The organism is Anoxybacillus ayderensis, assembly GCF_000833605.1.
Lineage (GTDB): Bacteria > Bacillota > Bacilli > Bacillales > Anoxybacillaceae > Anoxybacillus > Anoxybacillus ayderensis.
Genome location: NZ_JXTG01000002.1, coordinates 245,829 through 264,370, shown reverse-complemented (window position 1 = coordinate 264,370; position 18,542 = coordinate 245,829). Strand labels below are relative to the sequence as shown.

Here is an 18,542-nt window from a genome sequence, read left to right as displayed (position 1 = left end):
CTGTTTCACAAAGTTTATGGGGCATGAATTATTAACATTTTGTTAATTTTTTCTCCTGTATAATATGAAAACGCTTATGCTGTTTTATAATTCGCTTTCACAAATGATTATTCCTTCATTCGTAATGATCATTTTGACAGAAATATCATGCTTTTCAATCGGCAACGCAGAAACGATTTGACAATCATATGCAAGTGAAAGGGTGTCATTAGGAAAATCGACTAAATAACGATCATAATATCCTCCACCGTAGCCAAGACGATACCCGCCTCGAACGAAAGCAAGGCCTGGAACGAATAGCAAATCGATTTCATGTTTTTGTACTTCTTTCGTTTCTTCTACAATCGGTTCATATAAATCAAAAAAAGTGCGTTCTATTTGTTGAAAACAATCAATTTTTCGAAACGTCATTTGTTTTGTTGTTACATTGCATTTCGGAATCGCAACTTTCTTCCCTTCTTGCCACGCTCGTTCAATAATACAAATCGTGTCTACTTCGATTTGTCTTGAAATCGTTATACCGATCATGTGTGCCTTTTGCCAACTATGTTGTTGAAATAATATGTCGTGAATGACGTTCTCTTTGTTCTTCCGCTCTTCTTTTGTCATATGTAAGAGACGTTGTTTCATTTGTTGTCGTAATTGTTTCTTCTCCATTATCCTTCCCCCTATTTCATAAAAAAATAAGCAGCAGGAAAAAAAATCCTACTGCTTACTTCGTTTCACGATGAACTGTTGCTTTTTTGTCTCGTGGGCAATATTTTTTCAATTCAAGGCGCTCTGCGTTATTGCGCTTATTTTTTGTTGAAATATAGTTGCGTTCGCCGCATTCTGTGCATGCTAACGTAATATTTACACGCATCGTTCTTTCCCTCCAAACAAAAGTATTATAATCACACCTTTCCATCATATCATTTTTCTTAAACAATTTCCATATGAATTTTATACGTTTTGATATTGCCGAATTTTCTTTATATAGTATTTCGTATATTCTTTTGCTTTTTGAGCATTTGTCGCTTGGGAATAAATCGTTAACGTCGGTTCATCTACCTTTGGTAAAATGAGTGTCCATGCCCCATCTTCATGATACACTTTTATGCCATCTGTAAAATCAACATGTTTGTCATAACATTCTTCTAACAATTTGCGCATGACAGCTGCTCGTTCATGCCATGGGCAATAAACATCGCGGCATGATAAATGAATCGTTGGGATGGACGAAATAACCGTGCGGAGAGAACAACGTTCAATAGCTAACAAATGAAACAGTTGTACACACGCATACAGTCCATCAAAATAAAAATGAAATGGTTCATGGTGATGAGCAAACAAAAAATCTCGTCTCGCATCTTTGACATACACGATATCGCCGTGTAAACGTTCTGCTAACGTATGCAACATCGATGGGACCCAAGAGGGAACAGCCACTTTTTTCGTTTCACTAAATAAAAGCGATACTAATACGTGCAATGAAATGACTTCCTCATTCGTCAATGCCGTTCCTTGTCCGTCAAAAATTCGAAAACGTTCGCCTGAACGATCAAATACGATCCCAAAATGAGCGTGCTCCCGTTTAATTTGCTTGCGAATATGTTCGTCGTCTTGATGATCTGTCCAAACGACTTGAATGGCAAACGACTGAAGTGTATGTTCAATGATTTCCCGCAGTAAAGGCGAGCTACAAACGACTACTTTCCATTGTTCCGATGACGAAAAAGGAATCCATTGTCGTAAGGCACGAACGTACAATTCGTCTTTTTCTTTTTGTTTCATCGCTTCACCGATTTGTGTCAATGACACATAACAAGCATGTTCATGCTTCATTTGTTGCTCAATAGCTCGTTCCATCGCTCGATCGATCGGGTAGCCATATCCATCATAGATGTCAACAATCGCTTCATCATGTTCATCCATCGTAATAAATACACCGCCATGATACTGTTTATGAGGGACAATATAACGAAAAGCTGGCAAATATCCACCTTCATATATGTTTGTATGCATGCCATACATGTGTAAACATTCGGCAAATAGCATACCCATTGCTCTCGAAAATGGATGGCCGTCAAAGCCGATTAATATGCGACTATCCTTTTCATATAGGCTACTGTACGCGGAAGCAAGCCTCGTTATAAATAGCGGATGGGCATCAATATATGCCCGCATTTTTATTCCTTGTTCACTGAACAACGTTTTCGTATGTTGTTCCCCCCATACAATCGAATGTTTCACTTTCGTTTTTTCGGCAATTGTTTTATTCGGCCAAATTTTCACTCCATGTTGCACTTTCACTTTATTTTCTAATTTACATTTTGCTCCGATGACCGCATAATCAAATATTTCATTTTTTTTGCCGATGTATACATCATTAGCAACGATCGCCCCGCGTAATTCACTATGTTGATCAACATATACGTCAGGCCAAACAATCGATCGTTTTAACGATGCATGTTTACTGATCACTGAACGTGGGCCGATGACCGTGTAAGGTCCAACCGTTGCGTAGTCATCAATACGTACATCATCTCCGATCATAATCGGTCCTTCTAATTTAACCCCTTGCGCAATCTTAACCCCTTTACCAACCCATATAGCAGGGGCAATTTCTTTATAGTGAGAAGGAACGAAACGTTGATTCAGTAAATCGATATGTGTTTGATGATATTGCTCAATGACGCCAATATCGGACCAATATCCATCTGCTTGCCATCCGTATATCGGATATTCGTGTTGAACGAGATATGGAAAAAGATGTTGACTAAAATCGTAAGGTGGATGTTGTGGCATATAATCAAAAATAGTTGGGTGACAAATGTAAATGCCTGTATTCACTAAATCGGTACATACTTCATTCCATTTTGGTTTTTCTACAAAATGAATAATTTTCCCGTATCGATCTGTTACAATTCCACCATATGAAAGAGGAGTCGCTTCGTGGTGCATAAGAACGGTAACTAATGATTGTTTGGAGAAATGAAAATCGATCGCTTGCTGTAAATCGATCGTCGTCAACGTATCTGCGCTGATGACGACAAACGTATCGTCTAAAAACGACTGCGCATGTTTTACACTTCCTGCCGTCCCAAGCGGCGTCGCCTCTTCAAAATAATGAAGATGCACACCAAACCGCTGTCCATCCCCGAAATATTCAATAATTTCTTCACTTAAATATTCAACAGTTACAGCAATATGTGTAATACCATATTGTTTTAACCACTCAATACTATACTCCATCACAGGTTTATTCATAATCGGTACGACCGGCTTCGGAACATGGCAAGTTAACGGACGTAACCGCGTTCCTCTTCCCCCTGCCATAATAACCGCTTTCACAACATATCCCCCCCAAGTGAAAGCACACTTTTTTCTATCATATCATGACAGCTACTTGCGGACAATAGATGAAAATTGTCGATTTGACACGAAAATGATGCATGATCGCTACATTCCTATGTATAATAAAGTGGGGTGAAAAACATGATCGAATATACATTTATTGGACTCGTTTCTTTTGCTATCATACTATTGCTTATTTCTTTCTTCCAAAAAGATCCCGTCAAAGAAGTAGAAGAACAAGTAGAACAGCTAACATTATCGACGATGCAACAATTATACGAAGTAAAAAAGCGAGTGAAAGCACTTGAAGAAGAGTTGCTTGTCGGAATCGAGCCATTTTCGAATGAAGAGCAAATTGCTCACTTATATAAACAAGGGTGGACAAAAGAGCAAATTGCTCGCAAGCTTAACATGCCGATCGATGAAGTGAATATAATGATCGCGAGGAATGAACGATGAAACGGACAACGCGTGCCTTTGCGGGTGGGATATTGTTTGCTACAACGATAATCGCTACAATTTACTATACAAATCATAACGAATCAAAAAATAATACCGTAAGCGAAAAACAATATGAACAGCTCGTTGCTGAACGAAACGAACTAGCGAATGCACTAGAAAAATTAAAAAAAGAAACGAAAAAAACGACACCACCTCAAAAAGAAACGTACATTTATACGTTAACAATCGCTAAAGGGGAAGCAAGTCGCGACATTGCAGAGCGTCTACAACAAGCGCATATTATTGATGACGCCCAGTCGTTTTTAACATATTTAGATGCACATCAATTAACGCGCGCGGTACGCCCTGGCACATACGTCATAACAAGCGACATGTCATATGAACAAATTGCACGAAAAATAACAAAATAAGGATGTCCAACATTGGACATCCTTTTTGCTTTAATCGTTTAAGTCGTAATGTTTTCCCTTCACTAAGTAAAATACGTTTTCCGCAATGTTTGTTGCATGGTCTGCAATGCGCTCAATGTAACGTGCTGTAAACGAGAGTTGAGTAATTTGTGCCATCGCATCTGGATGTGCTTTTGTGCGCTCAAGCAACTCCCGAATCGTTTCACCGTACAGACGATCGACTTCATCATCCATATCCGCTACTTTTTTCGCAGCGACGACATCCTCCTCATAATATGCTTTTAACGTTAACGAAAGCATATTTACCGCAATGTCGTGCATTTTTTCTAACTTATTTAGCGAAATGACAAACGGCTGTTCACCGATGCGAATAGCTGATTTTGCAATATTGACTGCAAAGTCTGCCATGCGCTCAACATCTGTGGCAATTTTAATGGCGACAATAATGCGGCGCAAATCAATGGCAACCGGCTGCTGTTTTGCAATTAATAAAATCGCAAAATCGTTAATTTCCTCATCAAGCAAATCAATTTTTGTGTCGTTTTCAAGCACTTGTAATGCTAAATCGTTATTTTTTGTTTTTAACGCTTCAAACGATTGAGTTAATGCAATTTCTGCCAGACTTCCGAGCTGTAATAGTTGATCACGCAACGTTTGTAAATCGTCATCAAATTTTTCACGTACAGCCATGTTGACTCCCCCTTTTATTTTGAAAAAATCGTGCGAGCACGCCCGCACGATTTTTTTATCCAAATCGACCTGTAATGTAATCTTCTGTTCGTTTATCGTCTGGATTCGAGAATAGTTTATCTGTGTCGCTATACTCAATCACTTCACCGTTTAAGAAGAAGGCCGTTTTATCAGAAATACGAGCAGCTTGTTGCATGTTATGTGTGACGATAATAATACTATAGTTTTTCTTTAATTCTTGCACAAGCTCTTCTACTTTTAATGTTGAAATAGGGTCAAGCGCAGATGTTGGTTCATCCATTAAAATAACATCTGGCTCAATCGCTAAACAACGCGCGATACATAAACGTTGTTGTTGACCGCCTGATAATCCATATGCATTCGTATGCAAGCGATCTTTTACTTCATCCCAAATGGCTGCACCACGTAAACTTTTCTCAACGATTTCATCTAAAATTTTCTTATCACGAATACCGTGAATGCGCGGACCGTATGCGACATTATCGTAAATCGATTTCGGGAACGGGTTCGGCTTTTGGAATACCATTCCAACTTGCGTACGCAATTCTTCTACACGATACGACTTATCGAAAATGTTGCGACCACGATACGTAATTTCTCCGGATGTACGTACGCCCGGCACAAGTTCAATCATTCGGTTTAACGTTTTAATATACGTTGATTTTCCGCATCCTGACGGACCGATAATCGCTGTTACTTCATTTTCGTAAATATCTAAATCAATATTTTTTAACGCATGATGTTCGCCGTACCATAAATTTAAGTTTTTCGTCCGGTACACAACATTTTTTTCACTTCGTTCTTCAGCTTGTTTATTTTTACGTTCTTTCACAACTGTTAATTCCATTAATAAGTTCCCCTTTCAACGCGCAATTAATAACGTTTTTGAAACTTGTTGCGAATGAAAATGGCAATCGAGTTCATAAAGATTAACACAACGAGCAAGACAACGATTCCAGCTGCTGCAACGTTTTGGAAGTCAGCTTGTGGACGCGATGTCCAGTTATAAATTTGCATCGGCATAACTGTAAATGTATCAAAAATACCACGTGGCAAATACGCTAAAAACGTCGGGATACCTAAAACGACAAGCGGTGCTGTTTCACCGATAGCACGGGATAAAGCTAAAATACTACCTGTTAAAATACCTGGGATCGCTGCTGGGAGAACGATGCCATAAATCGTTTGCCATTTCGTTGCTCCCATACCATATGATGCTTCGCGCAATTGATTCGGCACGGCACGAATTGCTTCTTGTGCCGCAACAACGATGACAGGAAGAACAAGCAAACTCATCGTCAAACCCGCAGCAAGAACGCTACGACCTAAATTCAGTTCACGAACGAAAAGTGTTAAACCAAGTAAGCCGAATACGATTGATGGAACACCTGCTAAGTTCGAAATATTCGTTTGAATAAAATCTGTAAAGCGATTTTTTTTCGCATATTCCTCTAAGTAAATCGCTGTTCCAACTCCAAGAATGAGCGAAACAGGGGCAACGATCACCATTAGCCATAACGAACCGACTAACCCCGCTTTAATCCCCGCGTTTTCAGGACGGCGAGACGGAAAGTTATTTAAAAAGTCGATATTTAGCCAGCCAATTGCTTGAGTGAATATCCGATATAGAAGGACGACGAGAACAATAAGTCCAAACAACGTCGCTAAGAAAAATAAAAATTTTAACACGTTATTTCTCAATAGGCGACCGTTCATATGCTGAACGACACGTTGTTTATCAATTAACTTCTCCATGATTAATACTCCTCCCTAAAGCGACGAGAAATGTATTGTGCGAGTAAGTTCATAGCTAACGTAAATACAAACAGCGTCATACCGACTGCATAAATGCTGTAATAAACCGTTGTACCGTATCCGGCATCTCCTGTTGTGACTTGAACAATGTATGCTGTTAACGTTTGGATCGATTTCGTGACATCAAATGTAAAGACCGGAGAGGAACCACCCGCTACTGCTACAATCATCGTCTCACCGACAGCACGAGAGATCGCAAGCATAAACGATGCTGCAATACCTGATGTCGCTGCGGGGAGGACAACTTTTAAAGCAACTTCTAACTTCGTTGAACCGAGACCAAGCGCTCCTTCACGAATGGAGTTTGGCACAGAACTCATCGCATCTTCAGATAAAGAAGCAACCATTGGAATAATCATAATACCCATGACAATCCCTGGGCTTAATGCGTTAAAAATCCCTAAGTTCGGAATGACCTTTTGTAAAAGAGGTGTAACGAACGTTAATGCGAAAAATCCGTACACAATCGTTGGAATTCCCGCCAACACTTCTAATATCGGTTTTAATACTTTCCTTGCTTTTTCAGACGCATACTCACTCAAGTAAATCGCTGAAGCTAAACCGATTGGAATCGCAACGACCATGGCAATCGCTGTCGTTAAAAGAGTACCCGTCACAAGCGGAGCGACACCAAACGAACCTGTTTTTTCATCCCATGGAAGCCATTCTTTGCTCGTTAAAAATTCAACGATCGACACTCGTTCAAAGAAAATAAACGTTTCAAATAGCAATGTAAATAAAATACCGATTGTCGTCAAAATGGAAATGATCGCTGTCAATAATAGAAACTTTGGCATCAACCATTCAACAAATTGTTGTCCGTTTTGTTTTTTCTTATTTTCTTTAATCATATCACGGACGGAATATGAACGATTCCCATCTGTCATCGCCATAATATGAAAACCCCTTTCCAAATTCATGGCAAGATGAGAAGCGACCGTGGAGTCGCTTCTCATCTTTACGTGTCGTTATTTTAATCCTTCAATCTTTTTCAATTGCTCCTCATATTTTTCTTGTGGAAGTGCGACATAACCTACTTCTTCAGCAAACTCTGCACCATTTTCTAACAAGAATTTCGCGAAATCATACACTTGCGCTTTTTCTTTTAACGCCTTTGTGTTCACATACGTAAATAACGGACGAGAAAGTGGTGCATATTCACCGCTTTGAATTGTTTCGTGTGTTGGTTCAACAGGACCGTTTCCGTTATCAATTGGCACAGCACGTAATTTATCTTTATTTTCAACGTAGTATGCGAATCCAAAGTAACCGAGAGCATTTTTATCCCCTGCAATACCTTGAACAAGCACGTTGTCATCCTCAGATAATTGAGCTGTTTTGTTTAACGGTTGTCCATCTAAAATAACTTCATCAAAGTAGTCAAACGTACCAGAGTCATGTCCTGGTGAGAACAATTTAATTTCTTCGTTTGGCCATTCTGGACGAATGTCTGACCATTTCACTTTGTCATCGCCGTTTACTGCACCTGATGTGAAGATTTTCTTTAACTCATCGACTGTTAAATAATCAACCCAGTCGTTATCTTTATTCACTAAAATGGAAAGACCATCGAACGCAATTTGAAGCTCTTCAAATTCAATACCGTTTTGCTCAGCAGCTTGTTTTTCTTCATCTTTAATCGGACGAGAAGCGTTTGAAAAATCCGTTTCGCCTTTTGTAAACTTTTCAAATCCGCCACCTGTTCCAGATAAACCAACAGATACTTTCACATCTGGTTGTTCACCCGCATACGCTTCAGCGGCTGCTTCAACGATTGGGTACACTGTTGATGAGCCATCAACAACTACGTTTCCGCTCAATTTTTCTGCGTTACCTTCCGCATTTTCGCCGCCTTGCTCAGCGCCACCACCACATGCTGTTGTGAATGCTAGTACAGCGCTTGTTACACCTGCGAGTGCAAACCATTTGTTTTTCTTCATCTTTTGATTTCCCCCTACTTTTTCAATTTGTTTTTTGTTTTGTGCCACGAGTTATAGAATAATGGAAAGGTATTAAATTCGTTTTAAACGAATGTTAAGCTTTTGTAAATTCGCTTTCTTTTATCTTTCCATTGTTTGTTCCTCATTATTCAACGGTTCAGTAGGAGATGGTTGACCAGATTGACGTTGCTTTTTCAACTCAAAATACGCATCTAAAATTTTTCTTCCGATATAGTTATTAATCGGATAATGGTTTCTCGCATTTTGATATACCCATGGCACAACGACAGCAAACGCCACTTCTGGATTATTGTAAGGTGCAAAGCCAACTAACGTTAAATTGTATGTTGGCGTCATTCGTCTTGATTTAATCGGTCCATCATAAAACGCCTGTGCCGTTCCTGTTTTTCCTGCTGGATCATACGGAGCATTTGCGAAAAAGGCACGAGCCGTTCCGTTTGAACCGTGCATGACGCGATAAAAGCCTTCACGCACACGCTCAATATATTCTGTTTTCATATCAATTCGGTTTAACACTTTCGGCTCGAACGAGTAGATGATGTTACCTATTTGATCTTTTTCGCTAATTGGTTCACGAATTTCTTTGACAACATGCGGTTGAATGCGATATCCACCATTCGCAATCGTTGAGACGTATTGCGCCATTTGAATCGGTGTATATACGTCAAACTGTCCAATGGCTAAATCGAGCAAGTGTCCTGGAAGTGTACTTTGTCCCGGCCATCCGATAATTTCCCCAGGCAAATCGATGCCTGTTTTCACCCCTAAACCGAACTGATTAAAGTAGCGTCGCATAATGGAAAATGCTTCTTTTTTTATCGGTAGCGCTTGATGTGGGCGATACGTAGAACCGGCAATAGCGATCGCTGTTTTAAACATATAAACGTTTGACGACATTTCAAGTGCTTTTAAATCGTTCATCGGTCCTGGACGAATACCGCTATGCGATTTTTTTGTCGGCGTCCCTTTAATATATAACGGTTCGTCAATCAGCACCGTGCCAGGTTGAATGACACCGGTTTGAAACCCTGTCAATACGGTCGCACCCTTTACCGCCGAACCCATCGCATAAGCAGATGTAATCGTCCCAAGGGCATAATCTTTTAATACAACTTTTCCGTTTTCATCGCGTGTATATCGTTTCCCAGCTAACGATAAAATTTCTCCTGTATTTGGATCCATCATGACGACGAAAGCACGATCAAGCAATTCTGTTCCACTGCGTCGCTTCATTGTCATTAATTCTTCCTCAATAATTTGCTCGACGCGTTTTTGTAATTCCATATCAATCGTTAAAACGATATCTTTTCCACGTTGTCCTTGCGATATTTCAATCGTTTCAATAATGTTTCCTGCTTTATCAGTCACATTTTTTATTTTCGCCTTTTGCCCACGCAATACATCTTCATATTGTGCTTCAATATAACTTTTTCCTACTCGGTCATTTCGGTTATAATCGCGCGCTAAGTAATAGTCAAGCTTTTCGCGCGGCAACCCTTCTTCTGACGATGTTATATTTCCAAGCACTGTACGAAACGTATCACCATGTGCATATTGACGGTTCCAATCTGTCGTCACATCTACACCTGGTAGCTCCTCTAAATGCTCACTAACAACAGCATATTCTTCGTCCGTTACTCCTTCATTTTTAATCATTTGCGGGGTTAAAGCGTATCCTCTATTCATTTCCCGAAAAATAGCAACAACCTCAAGCTCACGTTCTTTAATCGTTTTTACATCTTCTTCTGTAATGCGCTCGAGTTGCAATTGATAAATGTCTTTATCTTTTAATTTTTTTTCTCGAAACAACTTCCATTCTTTTTCAGTAATTTTTTCTTTTGCTTTCTCTTCGTTTGTCAAAATCCAATAATCTTTTATATCTCGCTCTGTGACGCGTTCGGTCGACTTTTCAATATATGTGGCTAACTTTTTAGCTACTTCAATCATTTCCGATGGCTTCGTTGTTTGTGTGCGTGTATACGTAATCGCATGAAGCGGCTCGTTATCGACGACGACTTGATAGTTACGGTCATAAATTTTTCCGCGCGGTGCTGGTGTATGAACTGTGACATTTTCTGTGCGCTCGACTTCTTTTCGATATTGTTCACCATAAACAATTTGAATGACACCTAACCGTAAAATAAGCGCAGAAAAAAGTAAAAACACAACAAAAAATAGCACGTTTAACCGAAATGGCAACTGCATTCGTTTTTTCTTTTTCTTCGCTTTGTGAGCATGTTGTATTTGTTTCAAAACGCGCGAGCACCTCCTTTACTTGCTCCTTCCTCATTGTAAAAGAAACGCTCGCAAATTTCTACATCGAAAGTCGAATACGTCGCACAAAAAAATAAATAATGAAATGACCAGCTCCAACAATTAACATTAATGATGGAATGGCCTCCTTTGCATCAAACAACGTAATGGCTAATAAAAACAATAAAACAGACGTCGCACGTCCCCCGTTTAAAAATAGTTCACGCATAACAATATATTCAATTCGCCATTCTTTCGCATGATTGCTTTGACCAATAACGTCAAATGTAAGCGACAAATATGGAACGAGTAAAATAGGATATCCGATGGCGATTAATGCGCCATAGATGATTAACTTTACATATGATAAATCAAAAATAATTAAAAAGACGGAAGCATACAACAGTACACCACCGAATAAAATGGCACGCAACCGCCATTGTCGCTTCATCCACTTCGACGCAAAAGAATACGTCATAAACGAAACAACTGCATTGACGAATCCAAATACACCGAGTGATTTTTCAGTTCCTGTCGCCATAAATAAAAAAATGGAAACAATAAACACAAACGTTCCTTCACGAAATCCTTGAAAAAAATGAGCGTTTGTAATCATTCGCCAATTTTTATTTTTCTTTCGCTCGTCATATACAGAACGAAGCGCAAATTGTCCTGCTGAACGCCGTCGCTGTAAAAAAAAGCTACAAATGACAGCCGCAATAAATAAGCATAAAGAAGCTAAAAAAATGACCATATACCCGGTAAACTTCTCGCTTGAAGCAATGACCCACCCTGAAAGCGGTGGACCGATCATTCCTGCAACAGATGTCATCGCACCAAGCAATCCATTAAATAAATCACGCGTATTTGGTTCAGTGATTTCAAACGTTAATACGTTAAATGCGAGCCAATAAAAGCCGTAACCAATGCCAAGCAAACCGCCGAGTAAAAATAAATGGTTCATCGCTCGATCACCGCTAAATAATACGACTAAAAAAAAGAATGCTAAAAACGTCACACCCATTCGTAACACAATGACACGATCGATCTTTTTTGCGATTTGACCGGCTACGATAAATGCAAGCGGCTGCCATGTGACAATGGCTAAATTATACACACCTAGAGCTTGAAAACTGTTCACTTTTTTCCAAACGTATACGTTTACAAACGTATTCGACAAGGCGATACTAAGGGAATATAATCCGCCAATTGCTAACAAAAGAAACAATTGTCGATGTGTGCGAACGTGCGCCACCATTCGTTTCCATTTATTCATAGGCAAACTTCCTTTCTTGACAAGTAGTTTGCCTACTCTTTTACAACGATATACAAAAAGAGCTCGACAAATTGTCGAGCCCTTCTTCATTATTTCGCTGCTGCGTAACGCTTGGCCACTTCGTCCCAGTTAACAACATTCCAAAATGCTGAAATATAATCTGGACGACGGTTTTGATATTTTAAGTAATACGCATGCTCCCATACGTCTAATCCTAAAATTGGTGTTTTTCCTTCCATTAACGGTGTATCTTGGTTTGGTGTGCTTGTCACTTCAAGTTGACCATTATGGACGACAAGCCAAGCCCAACCAGAACCGAAACGTGTTGCTGCCGCTTTCGAAAATTCTTCTTTAAATTTTTCGAAGCTTCCAAACGTACGATTGATTGCTTCAGCTAGTTCACCTGTTGGTTCACCGCCACCATTTGGCGAAAGAATAGTCCAAAAGAGCGAGTGGTTCGCATGTCCACCTCCGTTGTTACGAACAGCTGTACGAATATTTTCAGGTACCGCATCTAAATTGGTCATTAACTCTTCAATTGTTTTGTTTTGCAATTCTGGATGGCCTTCAAGCGCTGCGTTTAAATTTGTCACATACGCGTTATGATGTTTTGTGTGATGAATGTTCATCGTTTCTTTGTCAATATGTGGTTCTAACGCGTCGTAAGCATAAGGCAATTGTGGTAATTCAAATGCCATGTTTCATTCCTCCTCATTCATTATGTAATTGTTCACAAATGAAACCGATTAACTGGATTAAGAAACAGAAAAGTTTCATAAGTGAACCTACCTTAAGAGTACCAAAATACATCGAATGTTTCAAATTATTTGCAAAAAAACCTCGCTAATTTACTTAGCGAGGTAAATGGACCCTGCAGGACTCGAACCTGCGACCAGACGGTTATGAGCCGTCCGCTCTAACCAGCTGAGCTAAGGGTCCGCCATATCCGATGGTAATTTTAGCAAAAAAGGCGGAAAGCGTCAATACGTGCAACACACGAAACAAAAAGGTTGTGTACTAAATAGAAAAAGAAGTAGAATGAGAAATGATGACGCATAAAGGATGTGAATGATTATGTGGAAACGGTTGTTACAAAGTCTTTATTCTCCTGTACATATTGCACGCTTTCGTTTTCATCCAATCGGAAAGGCGATTAGCTACGTGTTTTTTTTATCGCTTATTGCAACGTTACCGATTGCCATTTACTTTACAATGAGCATAAACAAAATGATCGGCTCAACGCATCAATTATTAAAAGAAGAGCTTCCTCCATTTGAAGTCGTCGATGGAGTATTGACATCAAACATACAAGAACCGATTGAACTTACGCATCCAAACGTGACCATTTTATTTGATAGCACAGGTACACTCACAACAGATGATGCAGCGCGTTATACGAATGCCGTGGCGTTTTTAAAGGAACAATTTGCGCTTGTTGCCAATGGACACGTTCAGTCATATCCGTATGCTTTCATGCAAGCGGAACGTTTCACAAACGAAGAGGTATATGAATTTGCCCGCACGCTTCAATCGTTGCTTCCTATTGTGATTTCATTATCGTTTCTCGTATTATACTTTTTCACATGTACGAGCAAATTTCTTTATGTTACCGTTCTTGCATTCATCGGACTTATTTTTCGCGGCACGTTAAATAAGCGTGGAACGTACCGCCATATGTGGAGTATCTCTGCTTATTCAATTACATTATCAACCATCTTTTTTACAATCATGGAAACTCTACAAATTGTCGTGCCTTATGCTGTCGCTTTAGATTGGTTCGTTTCTGTCACGATTTTGTTCGCTTCCATCAAAGAACTTCCTTCTATTAAAGAAGCAGGCCATTAGCCTGCTTCTTATAGTTTAAATGCTGCAGTCAGTGCGGATAATGATTGCGATAATTCATTTAATCGTTCACCAACACGATGCATATCATTCATCTGCTTCGTTTGATCGTACGAAACAGACATCATTTCTTCTGCGCTTGCTAGCGTTTGTTGAGCAACAGAAGCAAATGCCACCGTCACCGTCTCAATCATCGGCAATAATTGCTGAAACTGCTCCAATTCACCTTCCATTTGCGCCACGTTGCGATTGACGCGCTGAATTTCTTTTAACAAATGGTCAAACGAACGCTTTGCCTCATTTGCGGACGTGAGTTGATGTTGTAAATGTGTGACCATCCCTTCAAACTGGTTTGTCGCATGAATTGATACTTCTTCCATCGCAAAAATGGACGATGTAATTTCTTCCGTTGCCTTTGAAGCATGTTCCGCCAGCTTTCTCACTTCTGTGGCGACGACCGCAAATCCTTTTCCAGCTTCTCCAGCGCGCGCCGCTTCAATTGTTGCGTTGAGCGCCAATAACTTCGTTTGCTCGGCAATTTGTCGAATGACATCCACAACTTTTGTAATCGACGTCGAATGATGTTTTACACTTTGAATCGTATCGTTTACTTTTTTAAATTGCTCAGCAAATGAATGAATATCAGCAATTAAATGCGTCAGCCGTTTTTCCCCACTCTTTGAAGATTCGTTCATATCAGTCGCACTGGCTGAAATGTTTTTCACACTTACTAATACGTGTTGCATCCGTTTTTTCATCTCATCGACGCGATGAATGCTTTCGTCTGAAGCATTGGCCGTTTCTTCTGCCCCTTGTTTCACAGTAGAAATCGCTGCCAAGAGCTGATCGTTTGATTCAATGGCATGTTCAGACACATGCTCTAAGTCGCCTCCTGTGATGGCTAGCTGCTTTGTTGTTTCGTCCATTTCACGAATGACATTTTTCATGCTCGTCAACATCCGTTGGAAGCTACGCGCAAGCGAATCAATTTCTGGCGTTGTCGAATAAATATGTTCGTCAACCGTTAAATCTCCACGTGACAATCGGCTCATCGCATGACGAAGTTGGGCAATCGGCTTCGTTAATCCACTTACTAACCATTTAATCATCAGCGTGGAAATAATGACGCTTATCATAATCGCTACAACGGTTAAATATGCAAGCTGTTGGATCGGCTTCATAAACTGTTCATCCGGTACAGCAACGACATATGTCCCTTTCAATTCTTGAATAGTTTTATATGCAAATGTATATGTACGCCCGTTCCATTCCAAATGCGACACACCATTTTTTTGTTTCGTAATTGTTTGTTGGACGGATGTCGGTACATTGAGCTGTCCATTTCGTTCAAACGTTTTTACTTGTCTATCTCCAATTAAAAAAATGTCTACGCTTAATCCATCTTGCATCAGTTCCGCCTTTTGTTGCTTTACTGCAGACCGCAAACTTTTTTCAAGCAGTTGCTCATTTCCAGCATGAATATACATAAGATTACGTGACACTTCAAACATCATCGTCGCCTCTCGCTCAAGGCGATTTTCGATCGCTTTTACCGTCGTTTGTTTCGCTTGATGATAAGCAATCATCCCAACGGCACTTAACGAAATAATTAACACACCCAAAAATAAAATAAATAAACGGTTTTGTAAATTAATTTTTAATAACCATTGTTTTATTTTCGGTGATGGTTGAAATACAGGCACTCGGACAAGCTCTTTTATATGTTTTAAACGCTGTCTCAACATATATCCCCCCTTCGACAAATACAGACAAAGAATACCAAAAACATGTCAACGTGATGTGAAGAACATGTAAAGCAATGTAAAGAGAATGTAATTTTTACGCATATATCGTTTGGACAAGCCATATGGATAAAACAGAAGAATGAAGCGGGGGAATGCCATGAAAAAAGTTTTCTTCTTTCTTGTATGCATTGCGATATGTGCGATTGCTTACCATGATATAACAGAAGGGACAATTCATACAATTCGTGCAGAAAAAACGTTCAAACCAACAAAGGAGCTTCCATATCGTGAAGTCATGATCCAACGAGGCGATACGCTCCTTTCTATCGTCGAGCGTGAGATGAATGGGAAATTACCCGTATCCATCGATCAGCTCATTGCTGATTTTCAAACGTTGAATCCACATGTTAACGCCCATTCCCTTCAAATCGGAAAAACGTACCGCATTCCGTACTATAAGCAGAAATAGCAAAAACGTTGTCAACAAACAAGAAACATTGCTACAATAAAAAATGATTCGATTAATACGTTAAAGGAGCGATTGACTCGTGAGCGAAATCATTCATCGTTCAAAAACCCGCCCCGTTCGCGTTGGGAACATTACAATTGGGGGGAATAACGAAGTCGTCATTCAAAGTATGACGACGACAAAAACGCATGATGTAGAAGAAACCGTTGCTCAAATACATCGACTCGAAGAAGCTGGATGCCAAATCGTTCGCGTCGCTTGCCCAGACGAAAGAGCAGCTGATGCGATTGCTGAAATAAAAAAACGCATCAATATTCCGCTCGTTGTCGATATTCATTTCGACTACCGCCTTGCTTTAAAAGCGATTGAAAACGGAGCAGATAAAATTCGGATTAACCCCGGAAACATCGGAAAGCGGGAAAAAGTAGAAGCGGTTGTGAAAGCAGCAAAAGAACGTGGAGTTCCGATTCGCATCGGGGTAAACGCTGGTTCACTTGAAAAACGCATTTTAGAAAAATACGGCTATCCAACTGCGGATGGTATGGTCGAAAGCGCGTTACATCATATTCGCATTTTAGAAGACCTTGATTTTTATGACATTATCGTTTCACTGAAAGCTTCCGATGTTCGTTTAGCGATTGAAGCATATGAAAAAGCTGCGCGCACATTCGACTATCCGCTCCATCTTGGCATTACGGAATCGGGTACGCTATTTGCCGGAACAGTAAAAAGTGCTGCGGGACTTGGTGCCATTTTAAGTAAAGGAATTGGCAATACGGTACGTGTATCCCTTAGCGCTGACCCTGTCGAAGAAGTAAAAGTAGCACGTGAATTGTTGAAAACATTCGGTCTTGCGGCAAACGCTGCGACATTAATTTCTTGTCCGACATGCGGAAGAATTGAAATTGACTTAATTCGTATTGCAAATGAAATTGAAGAATATATCGCCCAAATTAAAGCGCCAATTAAAGTAGCGGTCCTCGGTTGTGCGGTCAACGGGCCAGGAGAGGCGCGCGAAGCTGACATCGGCATTGCAGGGGCACGCGGCGAAGGATTATTGTTCCGCCACGGAAAGATTGTCCGGAAAGTGCCTGAAGAAGCAATGGTTGAAGAATTGAAAAAAGAAATTGACAAATTAGCGGAAGAATATGCATTGAAAGGAAAGCAAAAATAAGAGGGGAATATTCCCCTCTTATTTACCAAAATCGGACGAAAAAGCTTAAAATAATGGACACAGCCCCAATTCCAATCGCCCAAGCCCCTAACGTTTCTGCTCCTCGACGTCGGGCAATGAATCCAAAAATAATACCGGCTGCCCCCATAATGACTGGCATTAAGAAAAGAGAAACAACCGATAACGCAAGTGCAAGCCAGCCAATGCCACGACCGTTTTGTTCACGATCGACTTCTTTTTCAGAAAATCGAATCGGCTCAGCAATTTCACCTGCTGTTTCTTCCATAAAATCTCGTTCAACATTTGGAACAGTATCCACTCGATTCACAACAGTATCTATTCGTTCGTTGTCATATGATCGACGCTGATGTTCATTGTCCATGACCATTCCCTCGCTTTCGTAAAATGAGGAGCACTATTATTATGCAATAAGCGATACGTCATTATAGATGTTACTTTATGTCAATGATATAATGGGCAAGAAAAGCACATCATAGGAAGGATGAACAAACATGATCAAACGGCGATTTGGTATCGATATTGATGGAACAGTAACATGTCCAAGTACGTTTATTCCATATTTAAACAAGTCGTTTCAAAAAAACTTAACGCTTGATGATATCACCGATTACGATTTAGTTCCTTTTTTGGATACAACGGAAGAAAAATTAAATGAATGGATGGAACAATACGAACCGATCATCTACAGCGAAGCACCGCTTGCGAACGGAGCATTAGAGGTCATTAATAGTTGGAAAGATGAATATGAGCTATATTATATTAGCGCTCGAGGCCGTCACTTGTATGAAATAACAGAAAAATGGTTTCAACAACAAGGTGTTCATTACCATCATATCGAACTGATCGGTTCACACGATAAAATTGAAGCAGTAAAGAAATATAAAATCGACATGTTTTTTGAAGATAAATACGATAATGCTTGCGATATTGCTGAACAATGCCTTATTCCTGTCATTTTATTTGATACTCCTTACAATCGCGGTCCGCTCCCAAAAGGCGTTATTCGCGTGTACAATTGGTATGAAGCGAAAAAACAAGTAGAACAATTGCTCACAACAACAAGCTGA

Annotated in this window: 19 protein-coding genes and 1 tRNA gene; 6 read left to right on the top strand and 14 right to left on the bottom strand. The window is 39.9% G+C overall.

Going from position 1 to position 18,542, the window contains the following annotated elements:
- Positions 1-84: 84 nt before the first annotated feature.
- The 3 genes from JV16_RS03620 to JV16_RS03610 form a co-directional block, all read right to left on the bottom strand.
- A complete protein-coding gene (locus JV16_RS03620) occupies positions 85-657 on the bottom strand; it encodes a 5-formyltetrahydrofolate cyclo-ligase (protein WP_042534288.1) in 573 nt (190 codons plus the stop codon).
- 55 nt (positions 658-712) lie between these two features.
- On the bottom strand, positions 713-862 hold the full coding sequence (gene rpmG, locus JV16_RS03615; RefSeq protein ID WP_021095202.1) for a 50S ribosomal protein L33: 150 nt from the start codon (positions 860-862) through the stop codon (positions 713-715).
- A gap of 80 nt (positions 863-942) precedes the next feature.
- Positions 943-3,333 (bottom strand): sugar phosphate nucleotidyltransferase, encoded by a 2,391-nt coding sequence (locus JV16_RS03610; protein WP_042534286.1) that lies wholly within the window; start codon positions 3,331-3,333, stop codon positions 943-945.
- Between the two features lie 144 nt (positions 3,334-3,477).
- Between JV16_RS03610 and JV16_RS03605 the strand changes: the two genes are divergently transcribed.
- On the top strand, positions 3,478-3,795 hold the full coding sequence (locus tag JV16_RS03605) for a hypothetical protein (RefSeq protein WP_021095200.1): 318 nt from the start codon (positions 3,478-3,480) through the stop codon (positions 3,793-3,795).
- Positions 3,792-4,208: an endolytic transglycosylase MltG gene (locus JV16_RS03600; RefSeq protein WP_042534284.1), complete on the top strand. Its 417-nt coding sequence runs from the start codon at positions 3,792-3,794 to the stop codon at positions 4,206-4,208. Before JV16_RS03605 ends, JV16_RS03600 begins: the two co-directional genes overlap by 4 nt.
- A 30-nt stretch (positions 4,209-4,238) precedes the next feature.
- Here JV16_RS03600 and phoU read toward each other — a convergent pair whose 3' ends face one another.
- From phoU to JV16_RS03555, 9 genes are all read right to left on the bottom strand, one after another.
- Positions 4,239-4,898 carry a phosphate signaling complex protein PhoU gene (gene phoU, locus JV16_RS03595; protein WP_042534282.1) on the bottom strand — a complete coding sequence of 220 codons (660 nt, stop codon included), beginning with the start codon at positions 4,896-4,898 and terminating at the stop codon, positions 4,239-4,241.
- A gap of 55 nt (positions 4,899-4,953) precedes the next feature.
- Positions 4,954-5,766: a phosphate ABC transporter ATP-binding protein PstB gene (gene pstB, locus JV16_RS03590; protein ID WP_021095197.1), complete on the bottom strand. Its 813-nt coding sequence runs from the start codon at positions 5,764-5,766 to the stop codon at positions 4,954-4,956.
- A 26-nt stretch (positions 5,767-5,792) separates the two neighbouring features.
- Positions 5,793-6,674 carry a phosphate ABC transporter permease PstA gene (gene pstA, locus JV16_RS03585; protein WP_021095196.1) on the bottom strand — a complete coding sequence of 294 codons (882 nt, stop codon included), beginning with the start codon at positions 6,672-6,674 and terminating at the stop codon, positions 5,793-5,795.
- A 2-nt stretch (positions 6,675-6,676) separates the two neighbouring features.
- Positions 6,677-7,627 carry a phosphate ABC transporter permease subunit PstC gene (gene pstC, locus JV16_RS03580; protein WP_021095195.1) on the bottom strand — a complete coding sequence of 317 codons (951 nt, stop codon included), beginning with the start codon at positions 7,625-7,627 and terminating at the stop codon, positions 6,677-6,679.
- A 75-nt stretch (positions 7,628-7,702) separates the two neighbouring features.
- The gene (locus JV16_RS03575) at positions 7,703-8,674 is read right to left on the bottom strand and encodes a PstS family phosphate ABC transporter substrate-binding protein (RefSeq protein WP_042534280.1); all 972 of its coding nucleotides are present in this window, start codon (positions 8,672-8,674) and stop codon (positions 7,703-7,705) included.
- A 120-nt stretch (positions 8,675-8,794) separates the two neighbouring features.
- Entirely contained in the window at positions 8,795-10,948 is a 2,154-nt protein-coding gene (locus JV16_RS03570) for a peptidoglycan D,D-transpeptidase FtsI family protein (protein ID WP_021095193.1), read from the bottom strand.
- 61 nt (positions 10,949-11,009) lie between these two features.
- Positions 11,010-12,224: an MFS transporter gene (locus JV16_RS03565; protein WP_042534278.1), complete on the bottom strand. Its 1,215-nt coding sequence runs from the start codon at positions 12,222-12,224 to the stop codon at positions 11,010-11,012.
- An 89-nt stretch (positions 12,225-12,313) separates the two neighbouring features.
- Entirely contained in the window at positions 12,314-12,922 is a 609-nt protein-coding gene (sodA, locus tag JV16_RS03560) for a superoxide dismutase SodA (RefSeq protein ID WP_042534276.1), read from the bottom strand.
- 167 nt (positions 12,923-13,089) lie between these two features.
- Positions 13,090-13,163, bottom strand: a tRNA-Ile gene (locus tag JV16_RS03555).
- Positions 13,164-13,292: 129 nt separating this feature from the next.
- On the opposite strand from JV16_RS03555, the gene JV16_RS03550 reads away from it, so the two are divergent.
- Positions 13,293-14,069: a DUF1189 domain-containing protein gene (locus tag JV16_RS03550; RefSeq protein ID WP_042534273.1), complete on the top strand. Its 777-nt coding sequence runs from the start codon at positions 13,293-13,295 to the stop codon at positions 14,067-14,069.
- A gap of 8 nt (positions 14,070-14,077) precedes the next feature.
- On the opposite strand, the gene JV16_RS03545 is transcribed toward JV16_RS03550, so the two are convergent.
- Positions 14,078-15,811 carry a methyl-accepting chemotaxis protein gene (locus JV16_RS03545; protein ID WP_042534271.1) on the bottom strand — a complete coding sequence of 578 codons (1,734 nt, stop codon included), beginning with the start codon at positions 15,809-15,811 and terminating at the stop codon, positions 14,078-14,080.
- Positions 15,812-15,968: 157 nt separating this feature from the next.
- Here JV16_RS03545 and JV16_RS03540 point away from each other — a divergent pair, with 157 nt between their 5' ends.
- Both JV16_RS03540 and ispG read left to right on the top strand, forming a co-directional pair.
- Positions 15,969-16,280 carry a type IV pilus assembly protein FimV gene (locus JV16_RS03540; protein WP_042534269.1) on the top strand — a complete coding sequence of 104 codons (312 nt, stop codon included), beginning with the start codon at positions 15,969-15,971 and terminating at the stop codon, positions 16,278-16,280.
- 79 nt (positions 16,281-16,359) lie between these two features.
- Positions 16,360-17,454: a flavodoxin-dependent (E)-4-hydroxy-3-methylbut-2-enyl-diphosphate synthase gene (ispG, locus tag JV16_RS03535; RefSeq protein WP_042534266.1), complete on the top strand. Its 1,095-nt coding sequence runs from the start codon at positions 16,360-16,362 to the stop codon at positions 17,452-17,454.
- A gap of 22 nt (positions 17,455-17,476) precedes the next feature.
- Here the strand turns inward: ispG and JV16_RS03530 are convergent, their stop codons facing one another.
- Positions 17,477-17,836, bottom strand: a complete 360-nt coding sequence (locus tag JV16_RS03530; RefSeq protein WP_021095186.1) for an MFS transporter — start codon at positions 17,834-17,836, stop codon at positions 17,477-17,479.
- 130 nt (positions 17,837-17,966) lie between these two features.
- On the opposite strand from JV16_RS03530, the gene JV16_RS03525 reads away from it, so the two are divergent.
- Complete coding sequence (locus tag JV16_RS03525) at positions 17,967-18,542, top strand: haloacid dehalogenase (RefSeq protein ID WP_021095185.1); 576 nt, start codon at positions 17,967-17,969, stop codon at positions 18,540-18,542.

Bases quoted from the DNA above. Each gene is read 5' to 3' on its own strand.
- JV16_RS03620 (WP_042534288.1), bottom strand. From the start codon at position 657: ATGGAGAAGAAACAATTACGACAACAAATGAAACAACGTCTCTTACAT.
- rpmG (WP_021095202.1), bottom strand. From the start codon at position 862: ATGCGTGTAAATATTACGTTAGCATGCACAGAATGCGGCGAACGCAAC.
- JV16_RS03605 (WP_021095200.1), top strand. From the start codon at position 3,478: ATGATCGAATATACATTTATTGGACTCGTTTCTTTTGCTATCATACTA.
- JV16_RS03600 (WP_042534284.1), top strand. From the start codon at position 3,792: ATGAAACGGACAACGCGTGCCTTTGCGGGTGGGATATTGTTTGCTACA.
- phoU (WP_042534282.1), bottom strand. From the start codon at position 4,898: ATGGCTGTACGTGAAAAATTTGATGACGATTTACAAACGTTGCGTGAT.
- pstB (WP_021095197.1), bottom strand. From the start codon at position 5,766: ATGGAATTAACAGTTGTGAAAGAACGTAAAAATAAACAAGCTGAAGAA.
- pstA (WP_021095196.1), bottom strand. From the start codon at position 6,674: ATGGAGAAGTTAATTGATAAACAACGTGTCGTTCAGCATATGAACGGT.
- pstC (WP_021095195.1), bottom strand. From the start codon at position 7,627: ATGGCGATGACAGATGGGAATCGTTCATATTCCGTCCGTGATATGATT.
- JV16_RS03575 (WP_042534280.1), bottom strand. From the start codon at position 8,674: ATGAAGAAAAACAAATGGTTTGCACTCGCAGGTGTAACAAGCGCTGTA.
- JV16_RS03565 (WP_042534278.1), bottom strand. From the start codon at position 12,224: ATGAATAAATGGAAACGAATGGTGGCGCACGTTCGCACACATCGACAA.
- sodA (WP_042534276.1), bottom strand. From the start codon at position 12,922: ATGGCATTTGAATTACCACAATTGCCTTATGCTTACGACGCGTTAGAA.
- JV16_RS03550 (WP_042534273.1), top strand. From the start codon at position 13,293: ATGATTATGTGGAAACGGTTGTTACAAAGTCTTTATTCTCCTGTACAT.
- JV16_RS03545 (WP_042534271.1), bottom strand. From the start codon at position 15,811: ATGTTGAGACAGCGTTTAAAACATATAAAAGAGCTTGTCCGAGTGCCT.
- JV16_RS03540 (WP_042534269.1), top strand. From the start codon at position 15,969: ATGAAAAAAGTTTTCTTCTTTCTTGTATGCATTGCGATATGTGCGATT.
- JV16_RS03530 (WP_021095186.1), bottom strand. From the start codon at position 17,836: ATGGACAATGAACATCAGCGTCGATCATATGACAACGAACGAATAGAT.
- JV16_RS03525 (WP_021095185.1), top strand. From the start codon at position 17,967: ATGATCAAACGGCGATTTGGTATCGATATTGATGGAACAGTAACATGT.